The organism is Heyndrickxia sp. MSNUG (genome assembly GCF_049532715.1).
Lineage (GTDB): Bacteria > Bacillota > Bacilli > Bacillales > Cytobacillaceae > Mesobacillus.
The window spans coordinates 494,678-521,037 of sequence record NZ_CP150978.1; the positions used below are offsets into that span (position 1 = coordinate 494,678).

Annotated in this window: 26 protein-coding genes and 1 pseudogene; 23 read left to right on the forward strand and 4 right to left on the reverse strand. The window is 39.9% G+C overall.

Going from position 1 to position 26,360, the window contains the following annotated elements:
- Positions 1-335: 335 nt before the first annotated feature.
- Both AABM38_RS02510 and rpiA read left to right on the forward strand, forming a co-directional pair.
- Positions 336-509: pseudogene (locus AABM38_RS02510) on the forward strand (DUF3231 family protein); the annotation flags it as partial.
- Between the two features lie 108 nt (positions 510-617).
- Positions 618-1,286: a ribose-5-phosphate isomerase RpiA gene (rpiA, locus tag AABM38_RS02515; protein WP_423410628.1), complete on the forward strand. Its 669-nt coding sequence runs from the start codon at positions 618-620 to the stop codon at positions 1,284-1,286.
- A 40-nt stretch (positions 1,287-1,326) separates the two neighbouring features.
- Here the strand turns inward: rpiA and AABM38_RS02520 are convergent, their stop codons facing one another.
- A complete protein-coding gene (locus tag AABM38_RS02520) occupies positions 1,327-1,524 on the reverse strand; it encodes a hypothetical protein (protein WP_423408985.1) in 198 nt (65 codons plus the stop codon).
- Positions 1,525-1,669: 145 nt separating this feature from the next.
- Here AABM38_RS02520 and AABM38_RS02525 point away from each other — a divergent pair, with 145 nt between their 5' ends.
- Positions 1,670-2,035 carry a winged helix-turn-helix transcriptional regulator gene (locus AABM38_RS02525; protein ID WP_423408986.1) on the forward strand — a complete coding sequence of 122 codons (366 nt, stop codon included), beginning with the start codon at positions 1,670-1,672 and terminating at the stop codon, positions 2,033-2,035.
- A gap of 255 nt (positions 2,036-2,290) precedes the next feature.
- Here AABM38_RS02525 and AABM38_RS02530 read toward each other — a convergent pair whose 3' ends face one another.
- Complete coding sequence (locus AABM38_RS02530; RefSeq protein WP_423408987.1) at positions 2,291-2,905, reverse strand: TetR/AcrR family transcriptional regulator; 615 nt, start codon at positions 2,903-2,905, stop codon at positions 2,291-2,293.
- A gap of 186 nt (positions 2,906-3,091) precedes the next feature.
- Here AABM38_RS02530 and AABM38_RS02535 point away from each other — a divergent pair, with 186 nt between their 5' ends.
- From AABM38_RS02535 to AABM38_RS02550, 4 genes are all read left to right on the forward strand, one after another.
- Positions 3,092-4,744 carry an FAD-binding dehydrogenase gene (locus AABM38_RS02535; protein ID WP_423408988.1) on the forward strand — a complete coding sequence of 551 codons (1,653 nt, stop codon included), beginning with the start codon at positions 3,092-3,094 and terminating at the stop codon, positions 4,742-4,744.
- A 526-nt stretch (positions 4,745-5,270) separates the two neighbouring features.
- Complete coding sequence (locus tag AABM38_RS02540) at positions 5,271-6,509, forward strand: dicarboxylate/amino acid:cation symporter (RefSeq protein WP_423408989.1); 1,239 nt, start codon at positions 5,271-5,273, stop codon at positions 6,507-6,509.
- 30 nt (positions 6,510-6,539) lie between these two features.
- The gene (cysK, locus tag AABM38_RS02545; protein WP_423408990.1) at positions 6,540-7,457 is read left to right on the forward strand and encodes a cysteine synthase A; all 918 of its coding nucleotides are present in this window, start codon (positions 6,540-6,542) and stop codon (positions 7,455-7,457) included.
- Between the two features lie 373 nt (positions 7,458-7,830).
- Positions 7,831-9,459: a multicopper oxidase family protein gene (locus AABM38_RS02550; protein ID WP_423408991.1), complete on the forward strand. Its 1,629-nt coding sequence runs from the start codon at positions 7,831-7,833 to the stop codon at positions 9,457-9,459.
- Between the two features lie 138 nt (positions 9,460-9,597).
- On the opposite strand, the gene AABM38_RS02555 is transcribed toward AABM38_RS02550, so the two are convergent.
- Positions 9,598-10,602: a DUF3231 family protein gene (locus AABM38_RS02555; RefSeq protein WP_423408992.1), complete on the reverse strand. Its 1,005-nt coding sequence runs from the start codon at positions 10,600-10,602 to the stop codon at positions 9,598-9,600.
- Between the two features lie 176 nt (positions 10,603-10,778).
- Here AABM38_RS02555 and AABM38_RS02560 point away from each other — a divergent pair, with 176 nt between their 5' ends.
- From AABM38_RS02560 to AABM38_RS02610, 11 genes are all read left to right on the forward strand, one after another.
- Positions 10,779-11,027 (forward strand): hypothetical protein, encoded by a 249-nt coding sequence (locus AABM38_RS02560; protein ID WP_335376892.1) that lies wholly within the window; start codon positions 10,779-10,781, stop codon positions 11,025-11,027.
- A 153-nt stretch (positions 11,028-11,180) separates the two neighbouring features.
- Positions 11,181-12,389, forward strand: coding sequence for a translocation protein TolB (locus AABM38_RS02565; protein ID WP_423408993.1), 1,209 nt, complete (start codon positions 11,181-11,183; stop codon positions 12,387-12,389).
- Positions 12,390-12,504: 115 nt separating this feature from the next.
- On the forward strand, positions 12,505-13,215 hold the full coding sequence (locus AABM38_RS02570) for a polysaccharide deacetylase family protein (RefSeq protein ID WP_423408994.1): 711 nt from the start codon (positions 12,505-12,507) through the stop codon (positions 13,213-13,215).
- Between the two features lie 194 nt (positions 13,216-13,409).
- The gene (locus AABM38_RS02575; protein WP_423408995.1) at positions 13,410-13,841 is read left to right on the forward strand and encodes an acyl-CoA thioesterase; all 432 of its coding nucleotides are present in this window, start codon (positions 13,410-13,412) and stop codon (positions 13,839-13,841) included.
- 43 nt (positions 13,842-13,884) lie between these two features.
- A complete protein-coding gene (locus AABM38_RS02580) occupies positions 13,885-14,673 on the forward strand; it encodes a nitroreductase family protein (RefSeq protein WP_423408996.1) in 789 nt (262 codons plus the stop codon).
- Positions 14,674-14,898: 225 nt separating this feature from the next.
- On the forward strand, positions 14,899-15,612 hold the full coding sequence (locus AABM38_RS02585; protein WP_423408997.1) for a toast rack family protein: 714 nt from the start codon (positions 14,899-14,901) through the stop codon (positions 15,610-15,612).
- A 171-nt stretch (positions 15,613-15,783) separates the two neighbouring features.
- Entirely contained in the window at positions 15,784-16,767 is a 984-nt protein-coding gene (locus tag AABM38_RS02590) for a DUF4003 family protein (protein ID WP_423408998.1), read from the forward strand.
- A 185-nt stretch (positions 16,768-16,952) separates the two neighbouring features.
- Positions 16,953-17,240: a transporter suffix domain-containing protein gene (locus AABM38_RS02595; RefSeq protein WP_423408999.1), complete on the forward strand. Its 288-nt coding sequence runs from the start codon at positions 16,953-16,955 to the stop codon at positions 17,238-17,240.
- 188 nt (positions 17,241-17,428) lie between these two features.
- Positions 17,429-18,127, forward strand: a complete 699-nt coding sequence (locus tag AABM38_RS02600) for a SurA N-terminal domain-containing protein (RefSeq protein ID WP_423409000.1) — start codon at positions 17,429-17,431, stop codon at positions 18,125-18,127.
- Positions 18,128-18,413: 286 nt separating this feature from the next.
- On the forward strand, positions 18,414-19,574 hold the full coding sequence (locus AABM38_RS02605; protein WP_423409001.1) for an NAD(P)/FAD-dependent oxidoreductase: 1,161 nt from the start codon (positions 18,414-18,416) through the stop codon (positions 19,572-19,574).
- A gap of 24 nt (positions 19,575-19,598) precedes the next feature.
- On the forward strand, positions 19,599-20,486 hold the full coding sequence (locus AABM38_RS02610) for an RNA polymerase sigma-70 factor (RefSeq protein ID WP_423409002.1): 888 nt from the start codon (positions 19,599-19,601) through the stop codon (positions 20,484-20,486).
- Positions 20,487-20,669: 183 nt separating this feature from the next.
- Here AABM38_RS02610 and AABM38_RS02615 read toward each other — a convergent pair whose 3' ends face one another.
- Positions 20,670-21,092: an Lrp/AsnC family transcriptional regulator gene (locus AABM38_RS02615; protein ID WP_423409003.1), complete on the reverse strand. Its 423-nt coding sequence runs from the start codon at positions 21,090-21,092 to the stop codon at positions 20,670-20,672.
- 173 nt (positions 21,093-21,265) lie between these two features.
- Here AABM38_RS02615 and AABM38_RS02620 point away from each other — a divergent pair, with 173 nt between their 5' ends.
- From AABM38_RS02620 to AABM38_RS02640, 5 genes are all read left to right on the forward strand, one after another.
- On the forward strand, positions 21,266-21,451 hold the full coding sequence (locus tag AABM38_RS02620; RefSeq protein WP_423410629.1) for a DUF1272 domain-containing protein: 186 nt from the start codon (positions 21,266-21,268) through the stop codon (positions 21,449-21,451).
- A gap of 315 nt (positions 21,452-21,766) precedes the next feature.
- A complete protein-coding gene (locus AABM38_RS02625) occupies positions 21,767-22,711 on the forward strand; it encodes a hypothetical protein (protein ID WP_423409004.1) in 945 nt (314 codons plus the stop codon).
- Between the two features lie 610 nt (positions 22,712-23,321).
- Complete coding sequence (codB, locus tag AABM38_RS02630) at positions 23,322-24,587, forward strand: cytosine permease (protein ID WP_423409005.1); 1,266 nt, start codon at positions 23,322-23,324, stop codon at positions 24,585-24,587.
- Between the two features lie 3 nt (positions 24,588-24,590).
- Complete coding sequence (locus AABM38_RS02635; RefSeq protein ID WP_423409006.1) at positions 24,591-25,859, forward strand: cytosine deaminase; 1,269 nt, start codon at positions 24,591-24,593, stop codon at positions 25,857-25,859.
- A gap of 245 nt (positions 25,860-26,104) precedes the next feature.
- On the forward strand, positions 26,105-26,305 hold the full coding sequence (locus AABM38_RS02640) for a cold-shock protein (RefSeq protein ID WP_026694123.1): 201 nt from the start codon (positions 26,105-26,107) through the stop codon (positions 26,303-26,305).
- The last annotated feature ends 55 nt before the right edge of the window (positions 26,306-26,360 follow it).

Here is a 26,360-nt window from a genome sequence, read left to right on the forward strand (position 1 = left end):
ACCTGCCAGCAAAAAGGGATATCATGTCCTCTCGCTGAACAATTGCAAGTATACAACGTATGATTAAACGTTAAAAGTACGCACTTTTATTTTACATAGTGTTAAAAAGTATACTGTAAGACAAACACTTTATATAGTCTTACTATTAACTTTAAAAGAAACAATGCACCATTCCGCATGGCCTATTTTCAGTATAAGTGCTTGAAAATTGCCCAAATTGTCATTGTTGATGTTGTTTATAAAAATCTCTTATTAACAAACACATTTCTAGCTGGGGGATTGAATGAACAATTTTTTTGATTATATTCTTTTAACAGTAGGAGCCTCCCTTTTCAGGTAAACTTATGCTACTTCGTATAGCGACACTGCTTTCTGCAGCAATTGCTTGTTATAGTGAGGCATTATCAATGGGACAAAGAAGAGACTTAACGGCAGATTACGCACGAATGAATACCGAAATTGCCTTAATTGCTGAAGATGATATAAATCTATTAATAGAAAAGGGATAGTTGGAACAACCTCCCTCTGCCACTGATCACGAAAGTTTGGCAAAGAATTAGATCAATAATAATTATGCTTTATGAAAAAGAAAGGACCTAGTTATGATGGGTGTAAAAATGGTTGATAAAAAAATAGTCGGTGAAAAAGCAGCAGATTTTGTTAAAGATGGCATGGTTGTAGGGCTTGGTACGGGTTCGACAGTTTTTTATACTATACAAAAGCTTGGTCAGCTAGTGAAGGATGGCCTTTCCATTAAAGGTATTCCAACTTCTGTTCAAACGGAAGAATTGGCTAAAGAATTAGGCATTCCACTTACTAGTTTTAGTGAAATAGAAAGTATAGATATTGCTATTGATGGAGCAGATGAAGTTAATTCAGACTTAGAAATAATCAAAGGTGGTGGCGGCGCACTTTTAAGAGAGAAAATCATAGCAAGAGCAGCTAAAACATTTATTGTTGTAGCAGATTCATCTAAAAGGGTAGAGAAATTAGGTGCGTTTCGATTGCCTGTAGAAGTTATTCCGTTCGGTTATGAAATGACGGAAAAACATATTAGAGCCATGGGGTTAGTCCCAGAAATTCGATTAAACAGAGAAAATCCGTTTATTACTGATAATGGGAACTATATTTTTGACTGCGAAATTTCTGAGCACGTCCAACCTGAGATGTTAGAACGAATGCTTAACATGATACCGGGAGTAGTTGAAAATGGGTTATTTGTTGGCATGACTGACTTAGTTATCACTCTGAATCCAGAAAAAAATGTTGTCATGTTAAGAAAGTAATTTTCTTTTTGCGAGAGACTTTGTGTCCCTCTCTATTGTTTTAATAAATCTTTACGATGATTCTACCTCTTGCTTGTTCTTTTGAAATAGTAGGTAAGGTTTCAGGTAAATCTTCAAGTGTAATTTCTTTATTCACAGTTTCAGAAAGAGTAGAAGTTTTTAAATCGGTTGCCATTCGATTCCAAAAAAAATTCCTATGGCCGTAATCAACCATCAATGCTTTAAATTGTTTCATCATTCTTTAACTTCTTTCTTGAACAGCACAATAGAATTATATTCACTGCTAATAAATATGTATGGAACAATATTGCAAGTACATACTTTTATATTATATAGTAAAAAAAGTATACTGTGGGTTATAATAAATATGGAGGTGAAGTGAAATGTCACGAATGCAGGATAAGATGTTTAATTGTGAAAAAGAATTAACTCTTTCCGTTATCGGTGGTAAATGGAAGATGCTTATACTATGGCATTTAGGAAAAGAGGGAACGAAGCGATTTGGTGAACTGAAAGCTCTTATGCCAGGGATCACGCAAAGAATGCTAGTTAATCAATTGCGAGAACTGGAAGAAGACTTGATTGTTCACCGCGAAGTCTATCCCGTGGTTCCTCCAAAGGTAGAATACTCCCTTACTGAACAAGGAAGAAGCTTGATGCCGATTCTCGATGCGATGTATAACTGGGGGAAAGATTATATGGAAACTGCCGGGTTGAATCCTTTAGTACGACAAGAGTCGATTAGGTAAACACCACTATTCCATTCTATCTTCGATCACCATCCTACCCTCGTTGAGTGTGCAGCAAAGCTTATAATAACAAAAGGCAACTAATCCATTTTGGAAAGGTTGCCTTTTTTTTGCAATAAATTTAGCCTAAATAATGAGCTATTCATAGTTTTTACAATTGTGAAACAAGGTTACTGAAACAAGATTATTCGAGTAGTGCCAGGCACAGCATGTAAAACTGGGAGTTTTCCAATACCGGTAAAGGTGTCTTGCATTTTATTTATATAACCCATTTGTATACATTTCTGTAATGTTTCTTACAATTATTTCATTGCTTTTTGTGGTTTTATCTAATGCAATATTCCAAAGGTAGTTTTCTGTAACATAAAATAAGACTCCCGCCACAATCTGGGGATCATAATTGGGATTCCTTGCTAAGTTTTTTGCTTTCGCTTGCTCCACATTGATGGCAATTCGTACAATAAGCCTTTGGCTAATATCCTCCCATTTCTCGCGAACAAGCTCAGAAAAGTGGATTGCTTCATGTAGGACAACTAACAATTTTTTATGGAATAGGACAAGGCTGATTAAGTTTTCGATGTTTTTTTTAATGAAAATAAATGCATTTTCCTTAGATTCTACGGTATAGGCATTGTTGGCCACTTGGTGGAAGTCCTCCATGATTTCTTCCATAATCATTAATAAAATTTCATCTTTACCATTTGGAAAATGGTTATAAGCTGTACCATATCCAATATCGGCATTATTAGCAATCATCATGATCGTTGTCTCTTTAAAACCATGTTCAATGAAAAGTTCTTTTGCTGATTCTAAAACTTTTCTTTTATAACTTTCAGCCCTAGCTGTTCTTTGATCGATTTTTTTATCCATTAATTCCATCAATTCCTTAATAAAGCCCTTTTAAATACCAATATATTTAAAAAAGGTATTGTATTCCTATCAAGTGTTAAAGGCTATTTATATATTGAGTATATTCATTGTGGAAATATTTTTCAAACAATATGATATAATATCATTATCTGAAAATTAAAAACGGAATTTAATGGGGGAAGTAAAGTGGATTTTGATGTAATTGTAGTGGGAGCAGGACTTGCTGGTCTTGTAGCAACAGCAGAAATAGCTGATGCCGGAAAAAAGGTCTTGCTTTTAGACCAGGAGCCGGAATTGTCAATGGGTGGGCAGGCATTCTGGTCGTTCGGCGGTTTGTTCCTAGTTGATTCACCAGAGCAGCGACGGATGGGAATCAAGGATTCCAAGGAACTGGCATGGCAGGACTGGCTGGGTACTGCTGGGTTTGACCGGGAAGAGGATGAGGATTATTGGGGCCGAAAATGGGCGCAAGCATATGTGGATTTTGCCGCAGGAGAGAAACGGGCTTGGTTACATGAAATGGGTGTCCGCTTCTTTCCGGTAGTTGGCTGGGCGGAGCGTGGCGGGTATCTTGCTGATGGACATGGAAACTCAGTCCCCCGCTTCCATATTGTTTGGGGGACAGGTCCCGCCCTTGTCGCGCCTTTTGAACGCCGGGTTCGCGAACACATGAAAAAAGGGTTAGTGGAGTTTCGCCCGCGGCATCGTGTCAATCAATTGCTTACTGATAATGGTGTGGTTGTTGGGGTAAGCGGCTCGATTCTTGTTCCAAGTTCTGCAGCCCGTGGTCAGGATAGCAGCCGGGAGGTTATCGGCAACTTTGAATATCGTGCCCAATCGGTATTGGTGGCGAGTGGCGGTATTGGAGGCAACCTTGATTTGGTACGAAAAAATTGGCCAACCCGGCTTGGGGAACCCCCTAAGCAAATGGTTACAGGTGTACCTGCTTATGTAGACGGAAGGATGCTTTCCATCACAGAGGAAGTTGGTGGGCGAATAGTAAACAAGGATCGCATGTGGCACTACACAGAGGGACTAAAAAACTGGGATCCTATTTGGTCTAATCATGGCATTCGAATTCTTCCGGGACCATCCTCCATTTGGCTGGATGCAACAGGCAAGCGTTTCCCAGCCCCAAACTTTCCAGGTTTTGATACATTAGGTACGCTCGAAGCTATTAAAAAAACAGGTTATGACTATTCCTGGTTTATTTTGACGCAAAAAATAATTGAAAAAGAATTTGCCCTCTCAGGGTCTGAACAAAACCCGGATTTAACAGGAAAAAGTATTCGAAAAGTATTGGGACGGGCGTTGCCTGGTCCATCTGATCCTGTAAAAGCGTTTATGGAACACGGAGAAGATTTCGTGATTGCGGATAATTTGACCGACCTTGTTAAAGGCATGAATCAATTAACCGGAGAAAATTTATTGAACCTGTCGGATATTGAGCGGCAAATAAAAGCAAGAGACCGCGAAATTGATAATACCTTCACGAAGGATCTTCAGATTACTGCTATACGCGGAGCCCGAAATTACCTTGGCGACAAATTAATTCGCGTGGCTCCTCCGCACAAAATACTAGAACCGAAAAACGCCCCGTTGATTGCCGTACGTCTGAATCTTTTGAGCCGCAAAACTTTGGGAGGACTGCAAACCGACTTATCGGGCAGAGTCCTGAATTCTGGAGGAAAGCCTGTTCCCGGACTATATGCTGCCGGAGAAGTTTCTGGTTTTGGTGGCGGCGGTATACACGGCTATCGTGCCCTTGAAGGGACATTTGTTGGCGGCTGTCTTTTTACAGGACGTGTAGCAGGAAGGGCTATAGCTACTGAATTATAGTAAGTTGGATTTCATTTATTTAATCAATATGAATTTACATGACGCAGGGAAGATATTTCGAGTCTCAGATGAGACTTGAGAACCGTCCCCATGTCTCTAATTATATTCACTATCATCCCTCCGGTGTGCTGCAGTCAACATATTGTGAGGATGTTGCACAATAAGTCATTTTGGAGACAGCGGGACCTTCCCTCTGTCTCTGGGACTGAAAACTGGTTGTCCTTATATATAAACGAGTGAAAGAGTCTTTTCTTTAGGAAAAGGCTCTTTATTTTTTGCGAAGATTGGGAACGGTTATAATATTTCCTTTGCTCTATGTTCCAGAAAAAGGTACACAGTAATTCAGGGTTCGGGTAGAATGTATTTGAAAGAATATTTAGAAAATAACAAGAATAGTCATAATATTAATCTTGTTATTTATAAGACAAGCTTTAAAAAGCATGTCACAAAATTAATGAATTTTATATTTCAGAAAGGAGGATAAGTTTAAATCAAACAATTAATAAATCAATAAAGGAGAGATGAAATGAAAAAGAAGAAAATATCACTCTCAAACAAGACACTGATTGGGATGATACTGGGAGCAATTATAGGTTTTATTGTAGGCCCTAAAATTGAAATTATCGGAATTGTAGGCGATATATTTTTAAAAATGTTGCAAATGGCTATTGTGCCGTTAATTTTCTTTACGGTGGTTGCAGCCATTGCAAGTATGAACGACTTAAAGATACTCGGACGAATTGGAAGTAAAATGATTCTATTATTTATGGGAACAACTATAGCTGCTTCAGCGATCGGAGTTATTGTTGGGCGAATTATAAACCCGGGAAAAGGGCTTATATTAAATGATTTACCACCCGTTGATGCCGTAGCAGAAGCACCGACGGTTCAAAGTGTCATAATAAATATGTTTCCCCAAAATATTATACAAGCAATGGCTGAAGCAAATATGCTCCAGGTTATTGTCTTCGCTATTTTTTCTGGAATCGCAATTCTCTTGCTAACACAAGAGGATCGTGATCGGGTTACTGGCATTTTCCAAGTGCTTTCTCGTTTTATTATGAAAATACTAAACATTGTTCTTGAATTCTCGCCGTACGGTGTTTTTGCGTTAATGGCTGTTACAGCCGGAAAATATGGAACTTCAATTATTGGTCCTTTAACTAAGTTTATTGGAACAATCTATTTTGGGCTGTTTTTGCAAGTTATTGTAGTATATTTTGTCTTATATTATATTTTTACAAAAAAGAACCCATTCATCATGTTTAAAAGGATAAAATCCGTTTGGATTACAAGCGCTACTACTTGTAGTTCTAAAGCAACAATGCCGGTATCAATTCGAGCTTGTGAGGAAGAGCTTAATTTGTCGAAAGACGTTGTTGGTTTAACAATTCCAGTAGGTGCCTCAATGAACATGGATGGAAATGCTTTGTGGTTCGGTGTTGTGGCTATTTTTGTTTCAGTCATGGCTGGTGTTGAATTAACCCTGACTCAACAACTGGTTGCAGTGTTCATGGGAGTTTTGATGACCTTGGGAAGCCCTGGTATTCCAGGTGGGATTTTTGTAGCAACGGCAGTATTTTTAAATGTGTTGGGATTGCCTCTTGAAGTGATCGGATTATTAGCAGGAATCTTCCGAATCATGGATATGGGAATCACTACGGTTAATGTAGTCGGATCCGTTGTCGTAGCTTCTATTATTGGACAGAAAGGAACAAAGAATATTTCTATAGATACACCTGAAATGGATAGCAAAGTTTTTTAAGTGAGAATGAACAAACAATGAGGTGTTAATATGAAATATGCAGAAACAATTGCTGACTTGATAGGAAAGACACCATTGTTGAAATTACAAAAACTATCAGTTGAAGCAGATTTATTTGTAAAATGTGAATTCCTTAACCCAATCAGCATCAAAGACAGGCCGGTTCTGAATATTATTGAAGAAGCTGAGAAAAGAGGACATATTAAACCTGGAGATACGCTAATTGAGATGACAAGCGGAAACACTGGTATGGCATTAGCCTATATTGCGTCCGTAAAGGGATACAGAGCCATTCTTGTAATGTCCGAAATCCAGAGTGTGGAAAGAAGAAAGATAATGAAAGCTTTTGGTGCTGAGTTTATCCTGACGCCAGCAGGAGAAGGAACTGCAGGAGCGAAAAAGAGACTTCAGGAAATATTAAAATCACACCCCGATTATTTTTACGTAGGACAACATAAAAGTATGAGTAACCCTGAATCCCATTATAGAACAACGGGTCCTGAGCTTTGGGAAGACACTGACGGTGAAATTGATATTCTTGTTTCAGGATTAGGTACAGGTGGAACAATCTGCGGTGCAGGAAAATACCTCAAGGAGAAGAATCCTGATGTGAAGCTTGTGGCTGTTGAACCTTACGATGCACCATTCATTTCAAAGGGAGTTTTTAAAGCACATAGAATCATGGGGACTGCTCCTGGATTTCTGCCAGAAACCCTTAATAAAGAAATAATTGATGAAATTATGTTGGTAAAAGAAGAAGAAGCCTTTGATATGTGCAGACAATTAGCAAAAAAGGAAGGCATACTTGTAGGGATATCATCAGGGGCTGTGGCTCATATAATGGTTGAATTATGTAAAAGACCAGAAAATAAAGGTAAGAACATCGTTGGAATTTTTGCTGATTCCGGCCAAAGATATTTAAGTGTTGAAGGTTTATTTAATGCGTAGATTAAAAGGAGTCATGATTTTACTTTTATAGTGAAAACCTAATTCCCTCTATTATGAATAAATCTACAATGTAATACTCGGTTTTCAAGATGCCTAGGAAATGATGTAGGAAGCCCTGACTTAATGTCGGGGCTTATTTTATTGAATCGATTCATAAAACTTGAAAACCCTATCGTTGCTACCAAAGATTTAATTTCTGAAACGCAAGAACCGTCCCCACGTTCACAACTCTACTATCCCATTCAAGCAATGATATCCATACATTTTTCCGATCTACCAATATTAGCCGACACCAGCTTGTCTAATTTTCATTTACTAATATAGAAGCAATGCTTCAATAGAATGAAAACTACAAACAAGGAAGGTGAGTATTATGATTGAGAATTCCGGAGTCTCTGAAACAAATAATTGTCCTGAGTATAATCCCAATGTTGTAGCAGTAAAACTTCCAAATACAATTGAAAAATTTGTTGATGAGCTTCCAATTCCACCGGTTTTAGCTCCTTTGTCTCAAGGAGAGGATTCTGCTTATTATGAGGTCGAGATGAAGTGTGGAAGTCATAAGTTTCATAGGGACTTTGATGAGACGCTTATCTATGGTTTTAATGGCATCTATCCTGGGCCCACGATTGAGACTAGGAGGGGGGAAACTCTTCATGTTAAATGGATTAATCATTTGCCATTGGACCACTTTTTGCCGGTAGATCCAACTTTACATGATTCAGGGCCAGCTAATGATGAGGTGCGTACTGTTGTGCATCTTCATGGCGCAAATGTAGCACCTGACAGCGATGGTCATCCTATGGCCTGGTTTTCACGCAACTACGCACAAGTTGGTGATAAGTTTAGCAGGCAAGTATATTTATATCCAAATGACCAACAGGCAACTACGCTTTGGTACCATGACCATGCATTAGGAATTACAAGGCTTAATTTATATGCTGGCTTGGCGGGCTTCTATCTTATTCACGATTCTAAGGAAGAAGATCTTGATCTTCCGACAGGGAAATATGATATACTGCTGATGATTCAAGATAAAACGTTTAGGGAAGACGGTTCGCTTTTTTACCCGCCAGCTCCAATCGTTCGTGCCTTTATTGGCAATACGATGGTTGTGAATGGTAAGGTATGGCCTTATCTTAACGTTGAGCCAAGAAAGTACCGCTTCAGAATGTTAAATGCTTCAAACACGAATGGCTTTGATTTCTTGCTTTTAGATGAAGATTTAAACCAGCATCCCTTCTGGCAAATTGGCACGGATGGCGGATTGATTGAAAGGTCGCAACGAATTGAAAAATTTCCGCTGGATCCTGCTGAACGATTAGATGTGATCATTGATTTTTCGGAATTAGCAGGCAAAACGATTACTCTCAGGACAGAAGAATTGAATCTGGCAGGACAAGTAGAACCTTTTAAAAGAGATGTTATGCAGTTTAGAGTAGGGTTTGAATGTGAAGGTGAAGATGAAAGTGAAATTCCAAAAAAACTTCGTGATGTTAAAGAATTAAAACCTTCTCGAAAACTAAAAACAAGAAGATTTGTGATGACTCAGGATGGAAACAGGCTAACGATCAATCACAAAGGATTTATGGATGCTGCGACAGAAACCCCTGAAATAGATAGTGTGGAAATTTGGGAACTTGCTAGCCCTACTTTCAATCCTAATAGTCCTCTTGGGATTCCGCCAAACATTACCCACCCTATTCATTTGCATCTTGTTCAATTCCAGATCCTTAATCGCCAGGATGTTGATGTGACCAATTTTAATGAAGAGGAATGGATTAACACGGGCGAAGGGATCATACTTGGCGAAGAACATGAGCCACATCCAAGCGAAAAAGGATGGAAAGATACAGTAAGAGTTGAACCTGGTAAAGTAACGCGGATTATCGTTCCCTTTAGAAACTACACAGGAGAATATGTATGGCACTGCCACATCCTTGAACATGAAGATAACGACATGATGCGGCCGTTGATGATTACTGAAAAGAATTGTGATTAGCGTAAACGTATATTATTAAGGTAGAAGCGAAGGGACGTATCTTATGCTTCCCGTTTTTTAGTACTGTACATCCGTAATTTATCGCTGAATAAAAATAATGAGAAGAAGCAAAGGGTGTCCCTTTGCGTCTTCTCATTATTAGTTTTTCTCTGAGATTTCTTTTCTATTAGGAGCGAGTGGAGGTTGTTCTAACCATTCGTTTTTTTCCATGATATCAAACCACTTTTTTGTTACTAGTAAATTACTTAGGATTATACTTTCATATGTTGTAATAAGGTCTGTTCGCATGGAGGATGCCAAACCTGTACCATGATAAACTTGAGCAGCCTGGAACATAAAGCCAATATGATACAACATGAGCTTGTCGGAAAATGGAGAGTCTGTTGAAGTGGTAACTTCTGTCTCCCACGATCGAGGAACTGGTAAATTATCCTTGTGCAAAATTTCTGCAAGGGTTTGTATGTGTTGATCAGACGTTTTCTCAGACTCCATTAAAAATTTCCTTATTTTTTCTGACTTAGCAACTTGACTGAATGCAATACCAAGAGTTTTACCCATAATACTCTTTTTAATGTTGAAAGAAATACTAATCATTTCTGTGGCAGATAAACTTCTCCCTTTTCCAAAAAGTCCATCTGTGAAATCTTTACTAACAATGAATTCAGGACCCTTGGAAGGATAAAACATGGGATCTCTCTGGAAATTCCCCTTCTCCAGTAAGAGTTCAATTGTCTGGTGGTACATACTCTTTGCGTCGTTATCGCATGTATCGTAAAATTCCCTTAAATCTTTTCTTACAGAAACCCCAAGTGCAGTGACATGTCCAATCAAACCATGCAATGTCATAATATGTAGATAATTTAAACAAAAAATGTCCGTGAATAGCCTTTTTGCCCCTTTATTTAGGTCGGCTTCACTAAAGCCTATTGGAACTGGAAAACCTTCATTCTCTATAAATGTAACCAGTTGTTTCTTTTGGCGCTCGAACGTCTTAATCGCATCATCAAAAACTGCTTTTATTGCTTCATCCTCAATAATGGAGTACATATATCTATTTACAGTATCAATCATTGTCCCGTTTACATACTCTCCCCATAATGAACCAATCTCTGAGGAAGTAAGCTTTAATTTTTCCTTATCCATGTCTTCACCTCAATAGTATTGTTTCCATATTTAGAATAAATATGAACCTGTTCTGGTTGTTTTGAGAAGAAGCTGGTTTCGTTTTCTTGAGCTAGACTCTTGTCCATTCCAATTTTTCAATAGTGAATAAAATAGTGTGAGCATTTATTTTCAATGAAACAAAGGGAAGGAAGAGAATGGAAAAGCAAAAAACAAACCAAACTTACTCAAACCGAGTATTAAGGGCAGAGTTTGATGATAATTGGAAGACAACGATTACCCAAACCGGCTATGTAAAATATACAGCACTTGAAAACAGGGCCAGAGTAGATCTTATACTTTCTGATGGTTCAACCAGAGCCGCGTTGTTCCCAAAAAACGGATACGTACTAGTAGGCAGCGGGGGAACAAGCCACTTCAGTAAACCCCATTTAGTTATCACTTAGAAGCATGGAGGACGTTTCTCATGCTTCCAAGCTGTGTGAGAGCAATACTTTTTGCTGAACAAAAGCTTATGAAAAAGAAGCACCGGGAACGCCCTTTGCTCCTCTAGAATCTTCATTAAAGATCAGGACATCCTATCGGTAGGAGGGATGATCTTGAAATTTCGTATACTTTTCATTCTTATTTTCATCACTTTTCCTTTATCAACGACTGTCAGCGCAGAAGCCCCGCTTACTGCTGCGTTTATCCGTGACCATCAGCTATGGATCAAAAAGGGAGATGAGGAAACGCAAATCACAAAGGGGCGATATGTGCATACTCCGAAATGGTCCTATGACGGTCGGTTCATTGCCTATATTGATGGGGATGAAAAAGGAGAAAAATCGGATTTATACATTTATGATACGAAGGAAAAAGACAGCTACCAGCCTTATATCAGGGTGGAAACATCCGACTTTAAATGGTCACCTGCGAAAAATCAATTAGCCTATAAGGACGGCGGAATACTGAACGTGACAAAAATGAAGGATGGCCGGCCACACGGGTTTGAGAATGTCTCACTAGGTGTGAGCGGGTTCGAATGGTTCCCGAATGGAAAGGAATTTATCGTTTCCTCCCAATCAGCCTTGCGTCCTACCGGATGGGGACCGATCCCTCTTTATAAAATTCCCGTCGATGCCAATCTAGCGTCAGAAAAAATGCAGCATTTTTATACGATTCAAACGAGTGAAACGGGCCTATTTGCGATTGATGCCTACGACTTTAAGTGGAGCCATGATGGCAAGTGGGTCAGTTTTATCGCATATCCTACGGCCTCCTGGTCCATGGATAGCAATACATTATGTGTCCTTTCGAATAAAGGCGAACAATTTCAGGCAGTCGGAAAAATGCTCGGGTACAAAGACTGGGTGAAGTGGGCTCCATCATCCAACCAGCTGGCCTACATATCAGGCGAAGGACGATTCTTTGTCGAAAACAAGAAAACAAAAATTGCTGACATCCCGATTTTTAAGGAGCAAAAGGAATACACACCAAAGGGTTTCGTAGACCTTGGTTTGGAATGGTACTCACCGGATCAAGTGATCGTCGCCCGTGCAAAAGAAAACAAGGAATGGACAGAAGGACCGGTTCCGACCATGTTCACTGCACTTTATGAGATCAATATTAAAACGGGAGAACAAAAGCAAATCACTTTTCCTGAGAAGAATGAACTGGATGAGGATCCGCAGGTGGTTGGACAACAACTTACCTGGGTTCGGAGAAATGTGAATGATAGGCAAAGCGATGTGTGGGTGATAGAAGGGTTGAGCGGCCGGGAGTTTAGATGGATAAAGAACGTTGAATCTGCTCCGGTCTTTTTCTAGGGGACGTATCTTATGCTTCCAATTGGAAGCACAAGATACGTCCCCCTTGCTCAAGCGTCCCCCCTGCTTCATGCTATAATAAAACTACAAAAATTCGGAATGATGGGGACCTGGCATGAAGAGGAAATTAATCCTTATGGGAATTGGTTTTATTGTGATTGCTCTTATATTCGGGGGTTTATTTAAAGTTACGAAATTACGAACCTTTCAATTTTTTGGAGACTTGACGTACAAGGCTGAAACGGAAGACAAAGTGATTGCTTTGACGTTCGATGACGGTCCGACAAAGAACGTGGATCAGCTTCTGCCTTTACTGGACAAGTACAAGGTTAAGGCAACATTTTTCCTGATTGGCAAGGATATTGAAAAGCATCCTGAAGAAGCTGAGAAATTGGTGGAAGCAGGGCACCAGATCGGAAACCACACTTATTCACACGAAAGAATGGTGCTGAAATCTCCTTCTTTTATTCAAGAGGAAATTGAAAAGACGGATGCATTGATACGGAAAGCAGGGTATAAGGGCGAAATTGACTTCCGCCCTCCTTATGGAAAAAAACTGATTGGATTGCCGTATTATTTAGTTAAGCACAACCGAGAAACCATTATGTGGACACTGGAACCGGAAACGTATTACGCAAATGCTGAGGATAAAGTAAAAAATGTACTGGATAACATTAAACCCGGATCGATTATCTTGCTGCATCCAATGTATGATCAAACGGATGGGACAATCCAGGTGATTGAAGAAATTTTACAGGAACTGACGAAGGAAGGATATGCCTTCGTGACCGTGGATGAACTTCAGGAATATGATTCGGGCAAATAAAAATGAGATTCAACAGGTGCGATTCTTCTTTTACGGAGGATCGCTTTTTTATATGTTGATTTTCGTTCCAGGTGCTCTGATATGCCAAACTGAAAATTCGTTAAAGATAAAGGATGTTAAAGAAGGAAATAGAGACGAACTTGTTGAAGAATGAATCTAACAATATATTTCGCGAGGCGAAAAAGAGAGGATTCATGATGATGCATAAGAGACCAGAGTATGATGATTTCCCATTAAAGACATATGACAAGTTCAGGTATGCAGATACGGATCGCCAGGGACATGTGAATAACGCACTGTTTTCAACCTTCCTTGAAACGGGAAGGACTGAGCTTTTATATGCAGCGGAACCGCTGCATGCTGAAAATGCCTCATTTGTTATCGTGAGTCAAAAGCTGGATTTGCTTACAGAAATACGGTGGCCTGGAAAAGTAGATATTGGCACTGCCGTTACTAGAGTTGGGAACAGTTCTTTGTCGTTATTTCAAGGACTGTATCAGGATGGCAGGCTTGCTGCGGTGGCAGATACCGTCATCGTGCAAATGGACGACCACACTAGAAAATCAAAACCACTTTCACCAGAAACAATTGAGCGATTAAAGCAGTATTTAGTGGAAGTTCAATAATTTCGTGTCTCATAAATCATAAACAGCGGAATCTCATAAAGGAGTGATTGTTTTGGAATTGAATGATGTGATCCACGGGCACAGGTCGATACGAGAATATGTAGATAGGGAAATCAGTCAAGATCTGCTGGACCAGATTTTAGAGGCGGGCATTCGGGCCTCCTCAAGTGGCAATATGCAAACGTATTCGATTATCGTCACGAAAGACAAGGAACTCAAGAAAAAATTATACACTGCTCATATGGAGCAATCGATGGTGGTGGATGCGCCGATACTAATAACCTTTTGTGCTGATTTTAACAGGATGAGGAAATGGCTTGCACTGAACGATGCACCTGTACATTTTGATAATTACATGAGCTTTATGATCGGTGCGATTGATGCGACTTTAGCAGCGCAAAACTGTGCGTTAGCAGCTGAAAATGCGGGACTCGGCATTTGCTATATGGGCTCGACGCTGGCAAATTGTGATCAAATCGGCGAATTGTTAAACCTGCCGCCAAATGTCGTCCCCGTTGTTGGTTATTCATTAGGGTATCCTGCAGAAAACCCTGCCCCGCGTGATCGATTGCCGATGCATGGACTTGTTCACTACGACCAGTATCGTGATTATTCGGATGAAGATATTCTCGAAATCTATAAAGATCGAAATGAAAAAGGCTGGGATCGCTACATGGCCGTCCCAAGACTGAAAGAAATGACAGAACGATTAGGATTAAAAAATCTTGCCCAAATCTATACGAAAGCCAAGTATACGAAGGAATCGCACCGCGAATTTTCACAAACGGTGCTGAAGTATTTGGAGAGACAAAACTTTATGAATAATGGATGAGAATGAGGAGAACTATTTTTCATAAAAAAAAGCGTCTCAATCCTCAAGATTAGTGGATAAAGACGTTTTTATTTTTATCCGGAAGTTGTTTCAACGACGAACCTTTAATGGATTATTATTCCATATATAGGTCTCAAGTCTGATATCAAGTTAAAGCCTCAGCCTGTTATGGGATATTCAGGATTGCCTTATGATTAACTCATAATCAATCGGAGGCGATATTAAATGAAAAAAGTGATTGGATTTGGATTGGCAGCAGTATCAGCCGTTTTACTATTGTCAGGATGCAATAATACGATTTTAGCCCGTGATAAAAGCAATGATGAAATCGTGGTTGAGAAGGATAAAGCAAAAGAGCTTGAAGTTGTCTTAAATTTTGGCGCCGGAAAAATGAAGGTTGCAGGCGGTGCTGAAGAGTGGGTAAGTGGTAACGCAATCTATGAACCGGAAAAAATGAAGCCGGAAGTTTCCTATGATTTGGACGGGAAAGTCGGCAAGGTGGAGATTGCTCAGCCAGATCATATTAAAATGGGCAAGCTGAAGAATGAATGGAACCTGAAAATAACTGAAGATGTTCCAGTCGATCTTGAGGTAAATGCCGGAGCATCAGAAACCAATCTTGATTTACGAGGATTCGAACTTTCCAGCCTTGAAGTCAACGCAGGGGTTGGTGAAATCAGGGTGGATCTTAGCGGCGATTGGAAAGAAAGCTTCGACGCCCACATTTCATCGGGAGTAGGAAAGATGACCGTCATTCTTCCTAAAGATACAGGCGTAAGAATAAAGTCAGACAAAGGAATCGGTTCTTCGTCTTTTGAAAATTTGATCTCCAAAGGAAATGGCGTTTATGTTAACGACGCTTACGAAGATGCAAAAGTGAAGATTGATCTGGATGCAGATATCGGTGTCGGGGAAGTGACTTTTAAAACGGAAAAGTAGCAGGGGGACGGTTCTGCTGCTTCCGGGGAAGCATGGGGATGGAAGCATGAGATACGTCCCCGTGCTTCTTGTCATTATTAGCTTCTTTCCAATTAAAGTAAAAAAATACAGAACCTTTTTAGACCTCATTCGTATGAAACGTAACGAACTATTTATTGGAGGTCGGTTGATATGGAAAAAGCTAAGAATAATATGGAAAGATATACTCAAATATATTCACAGCTAAGGGAAAGGTACCGCTGGAAGGTTTCCAATCCATCCGTATTGATGATGGTGGCATCTTTGTATATTACGAACAATTGCAATTTTGATATCGAAAGGTTCAATGATGTTGCTGAACACATTAAAAATGAGTCTGGCTTGTTTTCTCCTTTACGGTCTCAGTCTCGATTTACCTTTGCAGCCCTGCTCGATTCAAAATGTGATAATCCCAAGGAGATGTTTCCGCTCTTTATTGCTGCATACGATGAACTGGTCTCAGCGGGATTCAGCAGAAATATCTTCACCTATATTGCCGCCATGCTGCTGATTCCAACAGATGCACAAGACCTTGGACCCCTTTCTGATCGGGCAAGAGTCATTTACAAGAAGATGAGGGAGGAGCATTTATTTTTGACAGGTCACAGCGATTATCCGCTCGCGGTCATGCTCGCACAAAACGACCGCCAGACGAATGAACTGATTTTCCAAATGGAAGACCTATACAGCAAGCTTTCACAAAATGGGTTCCGGAAAGGAAATGATCTGCAAAGTATGAGCCATATTCTTTCCTTGCATGAAAACAGCTCTGCAGATGATCTGGTTGCGAAATCAACAGAAATATTTAACGCAATGAAAAAAGAAGGAATCAAGCCGAAATCCATGTTCTATCCCCAAATTGCTTTGCTCACCTTCATTGAAAAAGGCATGAACAACCTTACGGAAATAAAAGAAATATGGGAGCAATTGAACTTAGTGAAGGCATTCAAATGGAAAAAAGACATCAATTTCATGATGGCTGTTACCTTCTTAATCAGTGACAAAATTGAAAATTCCTCCCTGCTTCAGAAAAACCTTTCAACCACTATCGAAACATTGATACAGGCTCAACAGGCGGCTTCGATCGCAGCCATATCAGGTGCCGCTGTGGCATCGTCTTCATCTGGAGGGGAATAAGCTATTTGATGAGGCTATCCAAAAAGAATAGCTATTTGACAGTCTTTCAGAGTAAAGTTAAGGGAGGGTTTGGTATTTAACCTTCAAAATTTCTTAATCAAACGTTTGATTAAATATGGGTCAAGTCGAGTAATTACTGGGGGCAATACCGTCCCTTCGTATCTTTACGCACAACATTGGAGGAAATGATGCAGAACGAATCAAAAGCAACCAATTCTTTCAGATATAAAGTAGGAATGGTCCTGATCATTTCATCATTTATATTTTGGGTCCTACCCCTGGGTATTCCTTTTTTGCCCCTCACTGGTAAAAGGATGGCAATCAGTATTACAAGCTCCCTGGTCATTGCAGAGGTTTTCTTCTGGATCGGTGCAATAATGGCGGGCAAAGAAGCCGCGAGGAAAATAAGAACAGCTTTTAATCCGAAAGATTGGAAAAGAAGAAGGACAGAAAGACGCAAAGATAGTGAGTAAGTGGATAAGTATGGTTTTGGTGGATCAAACTTAGGGTGATCAATGAAGAGAAATACTTTTAGACTAAAAAAGGAAATAGATAGTTTCTTATAATATTACATTCTGATGACAATTCCTGTAAAACCCTCCTCTTTTTTCGATTGATGTGGTAGTATGACGGACATGTTGGTTGAAAGGGGAGTTTGTTTATGATGAAGCGCATTTTTACAGGCATTCTTTTATTGAGCATAGCCGTCCTTGTGCTAGGCGCATGCGGCAAAGATAGCTCAAAAGGGAATACTGAGAGAGAAAATAAAAAAGATTTAGTTGCAACAGTAGATGGAAAAGGCATTTCAAAAAAGGAATACAACAAAGAGCTGGATGCCATGAAAGCATCTTACGAACAGCAAGGCATGCCGGTAGATCAGATGGATAAAAAGATGAAGGAACAACTAGAAAAGTCAGTTCTGGACAAAATGATCAATGCGGAGCTGCTTCTCCAGACAGCCGAGAAGAGCGACATCTCCATTAAAGAAAAAGAAGTGGATACAGAACTGGAAAAAATCAAATCCAACTTCGAAAATGACAAAAAGTTTGAAGAAGCTCTGAAAAAGAATAAAATGACCGAGAATGAGCTCAAAGACCAAATGAAAAAGCAAATGACGGTCAATAAATATTTGGAAAGCAAGATTGGCAAGGTAGAAGCGACACCACAAGAAATCCAGGCCATGTATGACCAATATAAAAAGTCACTCGAAAGCCAAAAGCAAAAGCCAGAAGAGTTCGCGAAGATCAGTCCACAGCTTGAGCAGCAAGTGATCTCTCAGAAAGAGAATGAAGAGGTTGGTAAGCTGGTGGATGAACTGCGTAAAAAGAATGAGGATAAAATTAAAATTCATGAGGCGTAGGAAGATGCTTGCTTCGAATTTTTAAATGGAGGATAGACATTTGTCTATCCTCTTTTCATTGGAAGCACGGGGACGTATCTTATGCTTCCATGTTCTTCATGGAAACTTCAAGAAATGAATTCATTTGGCGATGATTCATGAGATAACAAAAGAAGCAAAGGGTACGTCCCCTCGCTTCATGGGGGTAACAAAAGGAGCAAAGGGAGCGTCCCCTCGCTTACATGTGTCACAAATCGTTTGCTTTAATCGTCTTGTGATTAGGACGGTTGAAAAGGAGACGAAAGCTATGGGTAGTGTGAAAACGATTGTGGTTGTAGGTGGCGGGTATGCGGGGATTAACCTGATTGAAGCACTTAAGAAAGAGTTTCATAGGGAGTTAAAGCGGAATATAAGAGTGATCCTGATTGATAAAAATTCTTTTCATTTTAAAAAGGTTAAATTATTTAAGGCGATCGTTCATGAAAATGTGGCGGATTTATCCGTTCCACTAAAGGATTATTGCGGCATTGATATTGAGTTCATACAAGGTGAGTTAGCTAAGATAGATCCTAAAAAGCAAACGATCCACATTACCGTGCAGGATGGAACGTTTAATGAAATTTATTACGATCAGTTAGTGCTGGCCATGGGAAGTGTAATGCGTGAGGCTGATTCAGAACGTGGAGGCTTAAGTTTAACGAGCCTTGAACGTGCAAAAACGATTCGGGAGCAGCTGCTGAGGAAGTTGGAGTCACCCGAGACCAGGCTTCGATTGGCGATAGCGGGGAGCGGGATTACCGGTATCGAAACAGCTGCAGAAGTAGGAACATGGCTTAAGGAAGAAGCTGAAAAAGCAGGGAATAAACAGAAGGGCATTGAAATATACCTTATCAATGATAAACAGAGACTATTAAATGATGTCCCTGTGAAAATCAGTGAACGGATCGAGGGCAGGCTGAAGAAACTAGGCATTACCGTGCTGCATCTTAAAAAAGCAGAAAGATTTACAGATCATACACTCTACTTCTCCGATCTGTCCCATCTTGATGCAGATCTTTGTATTTGGACTGTCGGATTGAAGCCTCACCCTGATCTTTGGAAGTTAGGTCTTAGTCTAACTGAAGAAGGAAAAATAAAAGTTGATGCATGGTATCGCGCAAGTGAAAATAACATTTATGCCATAGGAGACTGCGTTCATGTAGTCGACCCAACAAGTGGAGCGGCTGCCGGAATGAGCTGTAAAGAAGCAATATCCCAGGCACAGCGGCTCAGTAAAATAATGAAAGCCCATATTGAGGAATCCACTGCAGCACCCCATCAAACCTACCCAAAATTACTTTGTATAGGATTGGGTCCTTCCGTCGGGATGGTATGGGCGCAGAAATGGGGAATTGATTTTGTCCTATCAGGTAAAATGGCAGGGGAAATCAGGGAGTATACCTGGGATCTTGCCAGCATAAATCATTGAATGTATGGGTACAGGGGGGAAAGCATGGGGAAGGAAATACAGGAACTTTATTCTCAGTTTCAGCCTTTGCTATTTACGATTGCTTATAGAATGCTCGGTACCGTTTCAGATGCAGAGGATATCGTCCATGACGTCTATGTTCATGCTGCTGGAAAAACATTGGAACATGTGGAAAATAAAAAGGCCTACCTTTGTAAGATGGTCACAAACAAATGTATTGACCATTTAAAATCTGCCGGGCACAAGCGTGAGGTGTATGTGGGTCCCTGGCTGCCCGAACCTTTAGTTTTAAAAGAAAACGACCCGATCTCTGAGGTAGTGAACGGAGAAGCTGTATCATTTGCCTTTCTGCTGCTGCTCGAGAACCTAAAACCGATCGAGCGAGCTGTTTTCATCCTACGAGAAGTACTGGAATATGAATATGCGACCATTTCGGAAATTTTAAATCGCAGTGAACCTAGCTGCAGAAAAGTATTCAGCAGGGTGAAAAATAAATTCCCATTAATAAAAGAAGAGCTGGAAGAACCCTCTGTTTCAAAAAACAATCAAATCATCCAGACTTTCGTATCAGCCTTACACGAAGGAAACACCAAGAAGATTGAGGAATTGTTGTATAACGACGTTACTCTGTATTCAGATGGCGGAGGAAAAGTATATGCAGCCTTAAAGTCGATCCATTCTAAGAATCTTGTTCTCCGGTTTATATCAAACTTATTGGCGCAAAATCAAAAGGGAGAGAAACCCGCACTGGTTAAGTTAATCAATGTGAATGGTAGAATGGGAATCTTCGTAATAGGAGAGGACAATATCAAAACCATTTTTAGTTTTCATGTTAAAAAAGATCAAATCGCCAATATCTATATTGTCAGGAATCCGGATAAACTACAGCATGTGTCTTTGGCAACAGATTGATTTTTAGCGATAAAGAGGCGGTTTTAGCGTTTGTCAAATTAAATGTGAAATAGGATGTTAAAAAGAAGCAAAGAATGCTTTGCTTCTTCTTTTATTTGTCTCTATTTTCGGTATCTCGATTTTTTGCGACGTGGGAACCGTCCCTGTGCCGCTGAGGGGTGGAAGAACCCGCCCTCCCAACTTCTAGCTGATCGATTTGTTCTTTACAGGTGAAGACAACCGGATCAAGGTAGAGGGCTGACCGTATTTCATTGATTCATCAATAAAAGTTTCTAAGGTTAGAACCGATCCTGTGATTAATTTCACCATAAAATTGTATTGCCCTGCAAGACGGTGACATTCCAATACCTCCGGGTGATTCTTGCAGAATTGTATGAACTGGTCACATTTTGTATTGGCATAGAGGATGATGGCCATAATGGGTTTTTCAATCTTTTCCGCATTGATCACCGCTCTGTAACCCTCAATTACCCCTTTATCTTCTAGCTTCTTAACCCTTTCATTCACTGCCGGGGTAGATAATCCAACTTTCTTTCCTAACTCTGTAAAAGAAATACGAGCATTCTCCTGTAAATGAAAAATGATGTCCCTGTCGATTTCGTCCATATTTAAAACCTCTTTTCATTATTAAGTAAAATGAGTGAAATACGATAAATATTTAGGTATTTATACAAAATACAATAATTACTTCATGTAACAAATGCAATGGATAAAATAAAATAATAAAGGAATAAGAAAAATATGTAAAATTCAGGAGGTAATGAAAGATGGCTTTATTAATGAAAACAGAGTGTGAGAAGTGCACGAAAACAATACAAGAAATCGAAATAGCCTATATTTGTGTTCATGAATGTACCTTCTGCCAAGACTGTACAGAAAATATGGGACATACTTGCCCCAACTGCGGAGGAGAACTTGTGCAGAGACCGAGAAAGGCAGGAGCAGTCATCAGTTGCTCGTTGTAGATAGTAGATACACTGTAAAATATGATAGTAAGAAGAAGCAAAGAGTGCTTTGCTTCTTTTTTTATTTGTCTCTAAAGATATTAACTTTGAGGCGATTCAACGCAAGGCATTATTGAAGATGCGAACATACAACCATGCCTCAACCTTTTGGGCATTTCGATTTTTACGACAGTGGAACCGTCCCCATGTCGTATAATATATATAAGGTTAATAATTAGAGATTTAGAATAGGTTTATTGGAAAATTTCGGGGTAAAGGTCAACAATGGTTATCATTACAAAAAAAATCCCGTAGTTTAGGAGGAAGGATCCGCACATGGAAGTGGAGAAGAGCAGGGTTGTATCTAACCAAAAACCGGTGCTTCAAAGGTATTTGATTCCGATTACAATTATTTCTTCAATATTAATTTCAGGATCAACCGGATATATAGCTAGTAAAATAGCTGTTAACAATAGTGTTAGTAATCCAACAGAGATAAATAATATGAAAGAAGTAAATGAAGCTAGAAATCATTCGTTAAAAGTAATAGAAACGGAACTGCCGAAAATCATTAGCGATCTAGATCAATACAATCAGGATATAAACTTAGTAGTTGAAAATGTTGAGTGGGTAAAAGATAATCTAGCCCCAATAAGGGATGCAATAGGCAAATTTGATTCAGTCATTACCGTTGCTAAAGGAGTCAACACTTTTGTTGATTTTCCTGTTGTAGGTAACATAAGTTTTAAATTAGCTTCAGCACAGATGCAAATTAATGAAATTGATCGTACATTATCTCGTTTGGAGGACTTAACAGTTATTCAACAAGAGATCAGTGATTCTCATCAAAAGTTAAATTCATTATTTGAAGAATATCAAAAGAAAAAGGACATAGAACTGTTATTTCAAATTGAACAAGAGTTAAACTCAAATTTGATTTATCAGATTGAAGATTTAAGAAGTTCTACTCTAGAAGCTCATAAAGTTCTTGAACTATCTTCAAGTGTTTTAATTACAGTAAATAAAACTAGATCTCTTTTTAGTTCAATGCAGGAAATGGGTGAAAAAACGCTAGATGCCATTCAATTTTGGAAAGAAAATGAAGACAGTTCTGAAATTGGGGCAGATTTAAAAGAAAGTCTAGAAAAAGATTCTATGGAAAAGCTTCAAAAGCTGCCTGATGAATTAGCTCATCGATCAAAGAGTAGTATTACGTCAATAAGCATTGTTCAAAAAGAGCTACAGACTATAAAGATGGCAGAAATGATTAGTAGTGAGTGAAGAGGGGTAACCCTCTTTTTGTTTTTTCTAATTTAGATAGGTTACGGAGAACCGCACCAAAAATAATGGTGTGAGGACAAAGAGGAGATGCCGCTGACCCGACGGTAATACAGGGCATTGTGATGTGCCTCTCGCAAAATCGTCATACCTTTTACAACACAACGAAGGTTCGAATCGTTTGTCTGGAAGCAGGAAGACGTATCTAATACTTCTGTTTTCTATATAGATTTATAATTCCCTCAAAAGAAGAAAAAGGTCGTCCTTTTGCTTCTTTTGAGTATTTACTGTGCGACGGTGGAACCGTCTCTGTGTAGTAATTTCCCTTCTTAAGGAATCATCCTATCAAAATATACTTATTGACATCTAGTAGACTTTCTGAAATAATAAGAACAATTAAATAATGGTACCTTTAATTCAGTCCCGTGAGGCTGACAAGGACAGCGGATGTAATGATGGCCATTGGGTGAGGTGTACCCATGCTCTTTGGTTCATCATGGCGAAAAGGCTACTTGTCGGAAAACGGCAAGTAGCCTTTTTTCGTTTCCAAATGTCTAAATCGAAGATCTCTTCGGTACCAGGTACAAAAACATTAGACATTGGAGGAATTGAAATGAAAAAAGTAGATTTAGATTTTCCTTTACAGGCCGTGCCACAAGAGAACCGAAGTGGATTCTGGAAAATGCTTGTTGTGATGCTTGGGCTTACTTTTTTCTCAGCTAGTATGTGGTCGGGAGGAACGTTAGGAACTGGGTTAACATTTATCCAATTCATCGGAATTGTCCTGGCTGGAAACTTGATTCTGGGGGCTTATACAGGAGCCCTTGCTTATATCGCAGCAAAAACCGGGTTATCAACACACTTGCTTGCACGCTACGCTTTTGGGGAAAAAGGCTCCTATCTTTCTTCGTTTCTGCTCGCAGCTACACAGGTAGGCTGGTTTGGAGTTGGAGTAGCGATGTTCGCTCTTCCTGTCCAAAAGGTGACTGGAATGGATACGACTTTGCTTATCGCAGTTGCAGGTATTTTAATGACGGCCACCGCATTCTTCGGCATGAAGGCCCTGGCAATTCTTAGTTTCATAGCGGTACCGCTCATCACTGTATTAGGAGGCTTCTCAGTTTTCAAAGCAACCGAAACAGCTGGCGGGTTGGAAGGATTATTGCAATATCAGCCAGCAGAAGCGATTGGACTGGCGGCAGCTCTAACAATTACTGTGGGATCCTTCATCAGTGCAGGTACATTGACGCCTGACTTTGCCCGCTTTGCTCATACGAAAAAGTCAGCAGTCATCACAACAGTCGTTGCCTTCTTTATGGGAAATTCCCTCATGTTCGTGTTTGGAGCTATCGGTGCGATTGCAACAGGGCAGTCCGATATCTCAGAGGTTATGTTCCTGCAAAAATTGATCATCCCGGCAATCATCGTGCTTGGCTTGAATATCTGGACAACAAACGATAACGCTCTATATGCGTCAGGCCTAGGATTTTCCAATATCACCAAAATCGCGAAAAAGAAGGTCGTCATCTTCAACGGCATCATGGGTACGATTGCAGCAATGTGGCTTTACAATAACTTTGTTGGCTGGCTGACGATTTTAGGAACTGCTCTGCCATCAATCGGAGCGATTATTTTAGCGGATTATTTCATCGTCAATCGTGGAAAATACAAGCGATTTGAAGAAATGGAATTTAAAGCAGTTAACTGGATTGCAATGCTTGCATGGGGCGTTGGTATTGCAGGGGCTAATTTTGTTCCAGGCATCCCGCCAATCAATGCTCTATTGGGATCAGTCTTAACATTCGTAATCGTTTCAAAGCTTGCGGTTTTAGTGCAGGCAAGAAAGGCTTCTATGACAGAACTGAAGAAGGTGGCTTAAAACATGATTATTACAAATGCAAAGCTCAGAGGAAGAGACGGACTATGGAATATAGCGATAAAAGCAGGGAAGTTCGATGAAGTTACACAGGATGTAATAGAAGAAAAAGGGCAGGAAGTGCTTGATGTTGAAGGTTCACTTGTACTGCCCCCGTTCATCGAGCCGCATATCCATCTTGACACCACTTTGACTGCAGGTGAGCCGGAATGGAACCAGAGCGGGACATTGTTTGAAGGCATCCAGAGATGGTCCCAGCGCAAAGAAACTTTAACAGAGAATGATGTAAAAACAAGAGCCAAAACAGCCTTGAAATGGCAAATTGCCCAGGGAATCCAGCATGTCCGCACACATGTAGATGTGACGGATCCTAAGTTAACAGCTTTAAAAGCGCTGCTTGAGGTAAAAGAAGAAATGGCCTCCTATGTAGACTTACAGCTTGTAGCCTTTCCTCAGGAAGGAATCAATTCTTTCCCAAGCGGGGCAGAGCTGCTTGAGGAAGCCCTGAAAATGGGGGCTGATGTCGTCGGCGGAATTCCTCATTTTGAATTCACAAGGGAATATGGCGTTTCTTCATTAAAAACAGCATTTGATCTGGCTGAAAAATATGACCGCCTGATAGATATCCATTGCGATGAAATCGATGATGAACAATCTCGATTCGTTGAAGTAGTGGCTGCCGAGGCTTATGAACGCGGACTGAACAACCGGGTCACAGCCAGCCACACAACAGCAATGGGCTCTTATAATGATGCCTACACGTATAAACTGTTCAGATTATTGAAGATGTCCAACATCAATTTTGTTGCAAACCCGTTAGTGAACATCCATCTTCAAGGCAGGTTTGATACGTATCCAAAGCGCAGGGGAATCACACGGGTAAAAGAATTGCTTGAATCAGGTCTGAATGTAAGCTTCGGCCATGATGACATTTTTGACCCGTGGTATCCACTTGGAACAGGCAATATGCTTCAGGTTCTGCATATGGGCATCCATGTTTCCCAATTGATGGGCTATGAGCAAATCATGAACTCTATCGATTTAATTACAACAAACAGCGCCAAAACCTTGAACATCGAGGAGAGTTATGGAATAGAAGCAGGCAAGCCTGCCAATCTGATCGTATTATCAGCTGAAAATGAGTATGAAGCAATCCGGAAGCAGGCAGCAGTAAGGTACTCGATTCGTGAAGGGAAAGTAATTGCAGAGACTAAACCGAGTGAAGCATCCATTCGAATAGATCAGTCAGAAGAGAGAATTCATTTTAATAAATAGTGAGATCAACCTAAAAGCAGAGGGATTCAGTTTTGGAATCCACTGCTTCTTTTATTGCGATCGACTTTCATCGCAGTTGAACCGTAACGTTCTCATCCAACTAAGGTCCCTTGCAATTTTTCCTAAATCTTGTTATTCTTAGGTAGAATTATTTTTGTTCGGTGTAAAGTTCGACTCTTCGTTCTAATGATCACTTTGGGCAAGGATAGTAATACAATGTGCATTAGCACTAGGAGGCAACAAACATGGAACAAGGTACAGTTAAATGGTTTAACGCAGAAAAAGGTTTCGGATTCATCGAGCGCGAAGGTGGAGAAGATGTATTCGTTCATTTCTCTGCAATCCAATCTGAAGGCTTCAAATCATTAGACGAAGGTCAAAAAGTTACTTTCGACGTTGAGCAAGGTGCACGTGGACCTCAAGCTGCTAACGTTCAAAAAGCTTAATTTTGATATAGCATACCGAAACAGACTCCAAAAGGGTCTGTTTTTTTATTTTCAA

Coding starts and splice junctions, on each gene's coding strand:
- rpiA (WP_423410628.1), top strand. CDS start 618: ATGGTTGATAAAAAAATAGTCGGTGAAAAAGCAGCAGATTTTGTTAAA.
- AABM38_RS02520 (WP_423408985.1), bottom strand. CDS start 1,524: ATGATGAAACAATTTAAAGCATTGATGGTTGATTACGGCCATAGGAAT.
- AABM38_RS02525 (WP_423408986.1), top strand. CDS start 1,670: ATGTCACGAATGCAGGATAAGATGTTTAATTGTGAAAAAGAATTAACT.
- AABM38_RS02530 (WP_423408987.1), bottom strand. CDS start 2,905: ATGGATAAAAAAATCGATCAAAGAACAGCTAGGGCTGAAAGTTATAAA.
- AABM38_RS02540 (WP_423408989.1), top strand. CDS start 5,271: ATGAAAAAGAAGAAAATATCACTCTCAAACAAGACACTGATTGGGATG.
- cysK (WP_423408990.1), top strand. CDS start 6,540: ATGAAATATGCAGAAACAATTGCTGACTTGATAGGAAAGACACCATTG.
- AABM38_RS02550 (WP_423408991.1), top strand. CDS start 7,831: ATGATTGAGAATTCCGGAGTCTCTGAAACAAATAATTGTCCTGAGTAT.
- AABM38_RS02555 (WP_423408992.1), bottom strand. CDS start 10,602: ATGGATAAGGAAAAATTAAAGCTTACTTCCTCAGAGATTGGTTCATTA.
- AABM38_RS02560 (WP_335376892.1), top strand. CDS start 10,779: ATGGAAAAGCAAAAAACAAACCAAACTTACTCAAACCGAGTATTAAGG.
- AABM38_RS02570 (WP_423408994.1), top strand. CDS start 12,505: ATGAAGAGGAAATTAATCCTTATGGGAATTGGTTTTATTGTGATTGCT.
- AABM38_RS02575 (WP_423408995.1), top strand. CDS start 13,410: ATGATGATGCATAAGAGACCAGAGTATGATGATTTCCCATTAAAGACA.
- AABM38_RS02585 (WP_423408997.1), top strand. CDS start 14,899: ATGAAAAAAGTGATTGGATTTGGATTGGCAGCAGTATCAGCCGTTTTA.
- AABM38_RS02590 (WP_423408998.1), top strand. CDS start 15,784: ATGGAAAAAGCTAAGAATAATATGGAAAGATATACTCAAATATATTCA.
- AABM38_RS02595 (WP_423408999.1), top strand. CDS start 16,953: ATGATGCAGAACGAATCAAAAGCAACCAATTCTTTCAGATATAAAGTA.
- AABM38_RS02600 (WP_423409000.1), top strand. CDS start 17,429: ATGATGAAGCGCATTTTTACAGGCATTCTTTTATTGAGCATAGCCGTC.
- AABM38_RS02605 (WP_423409001.1), top strand. CDS start 18,414: ATGGGTAGTGTGAAAACGATTGTGGTTGTAGGTGGCGGGTATGCGGGG.
- AABM38_RS02610 (WP_423409002.1), top strand. CDS start 19,599: ATGGGGAAGGAAATACAGGAACTTTATTCTCAGTTTCAGCCTTTGCTA.
- AABM38_RS02615 (WP_423409003.1), bottom strand. CDS start 21,092: ATGGACGAAATCGACAGGGACATCATTTTTCATTTACAGGAGAATGCT.
- AABM38_RS02620 (WP_423410629.1), top strand. CDS start 21,266: ATGAAAACAGAGTGTGAGAAGTGCACGAAAACAATACAAGAAATCGAA.
- AABM38_RS02625 (WP_423409004.1), top strand. CDS start 21,767: ATGGAAGTGGAGAAGAGCAGGGTTGTATCTAACCAAAAACCGGTGCTT.
- codB (WP_423409005.1), top strand. CDS start 23,322: ATGAAAAAAGTAGATTTAGATTTTCCTTTACAGGCCGTGCCACAAGAG.
- AABM38_RS02635 (WP_423409006.1), top strand. CDS start 24,591: ATGATTATTACAAATGCAAAGCTCAGAGGAAGAGACGGACTATGGAAT.
- AABM38_RS02640 (WP_026694123.1), top strand. CDS start 26,105: ATGGAACAAGGTACAGTTAAATGGTTTAACGCAGAAAAAGGTTTCGGA.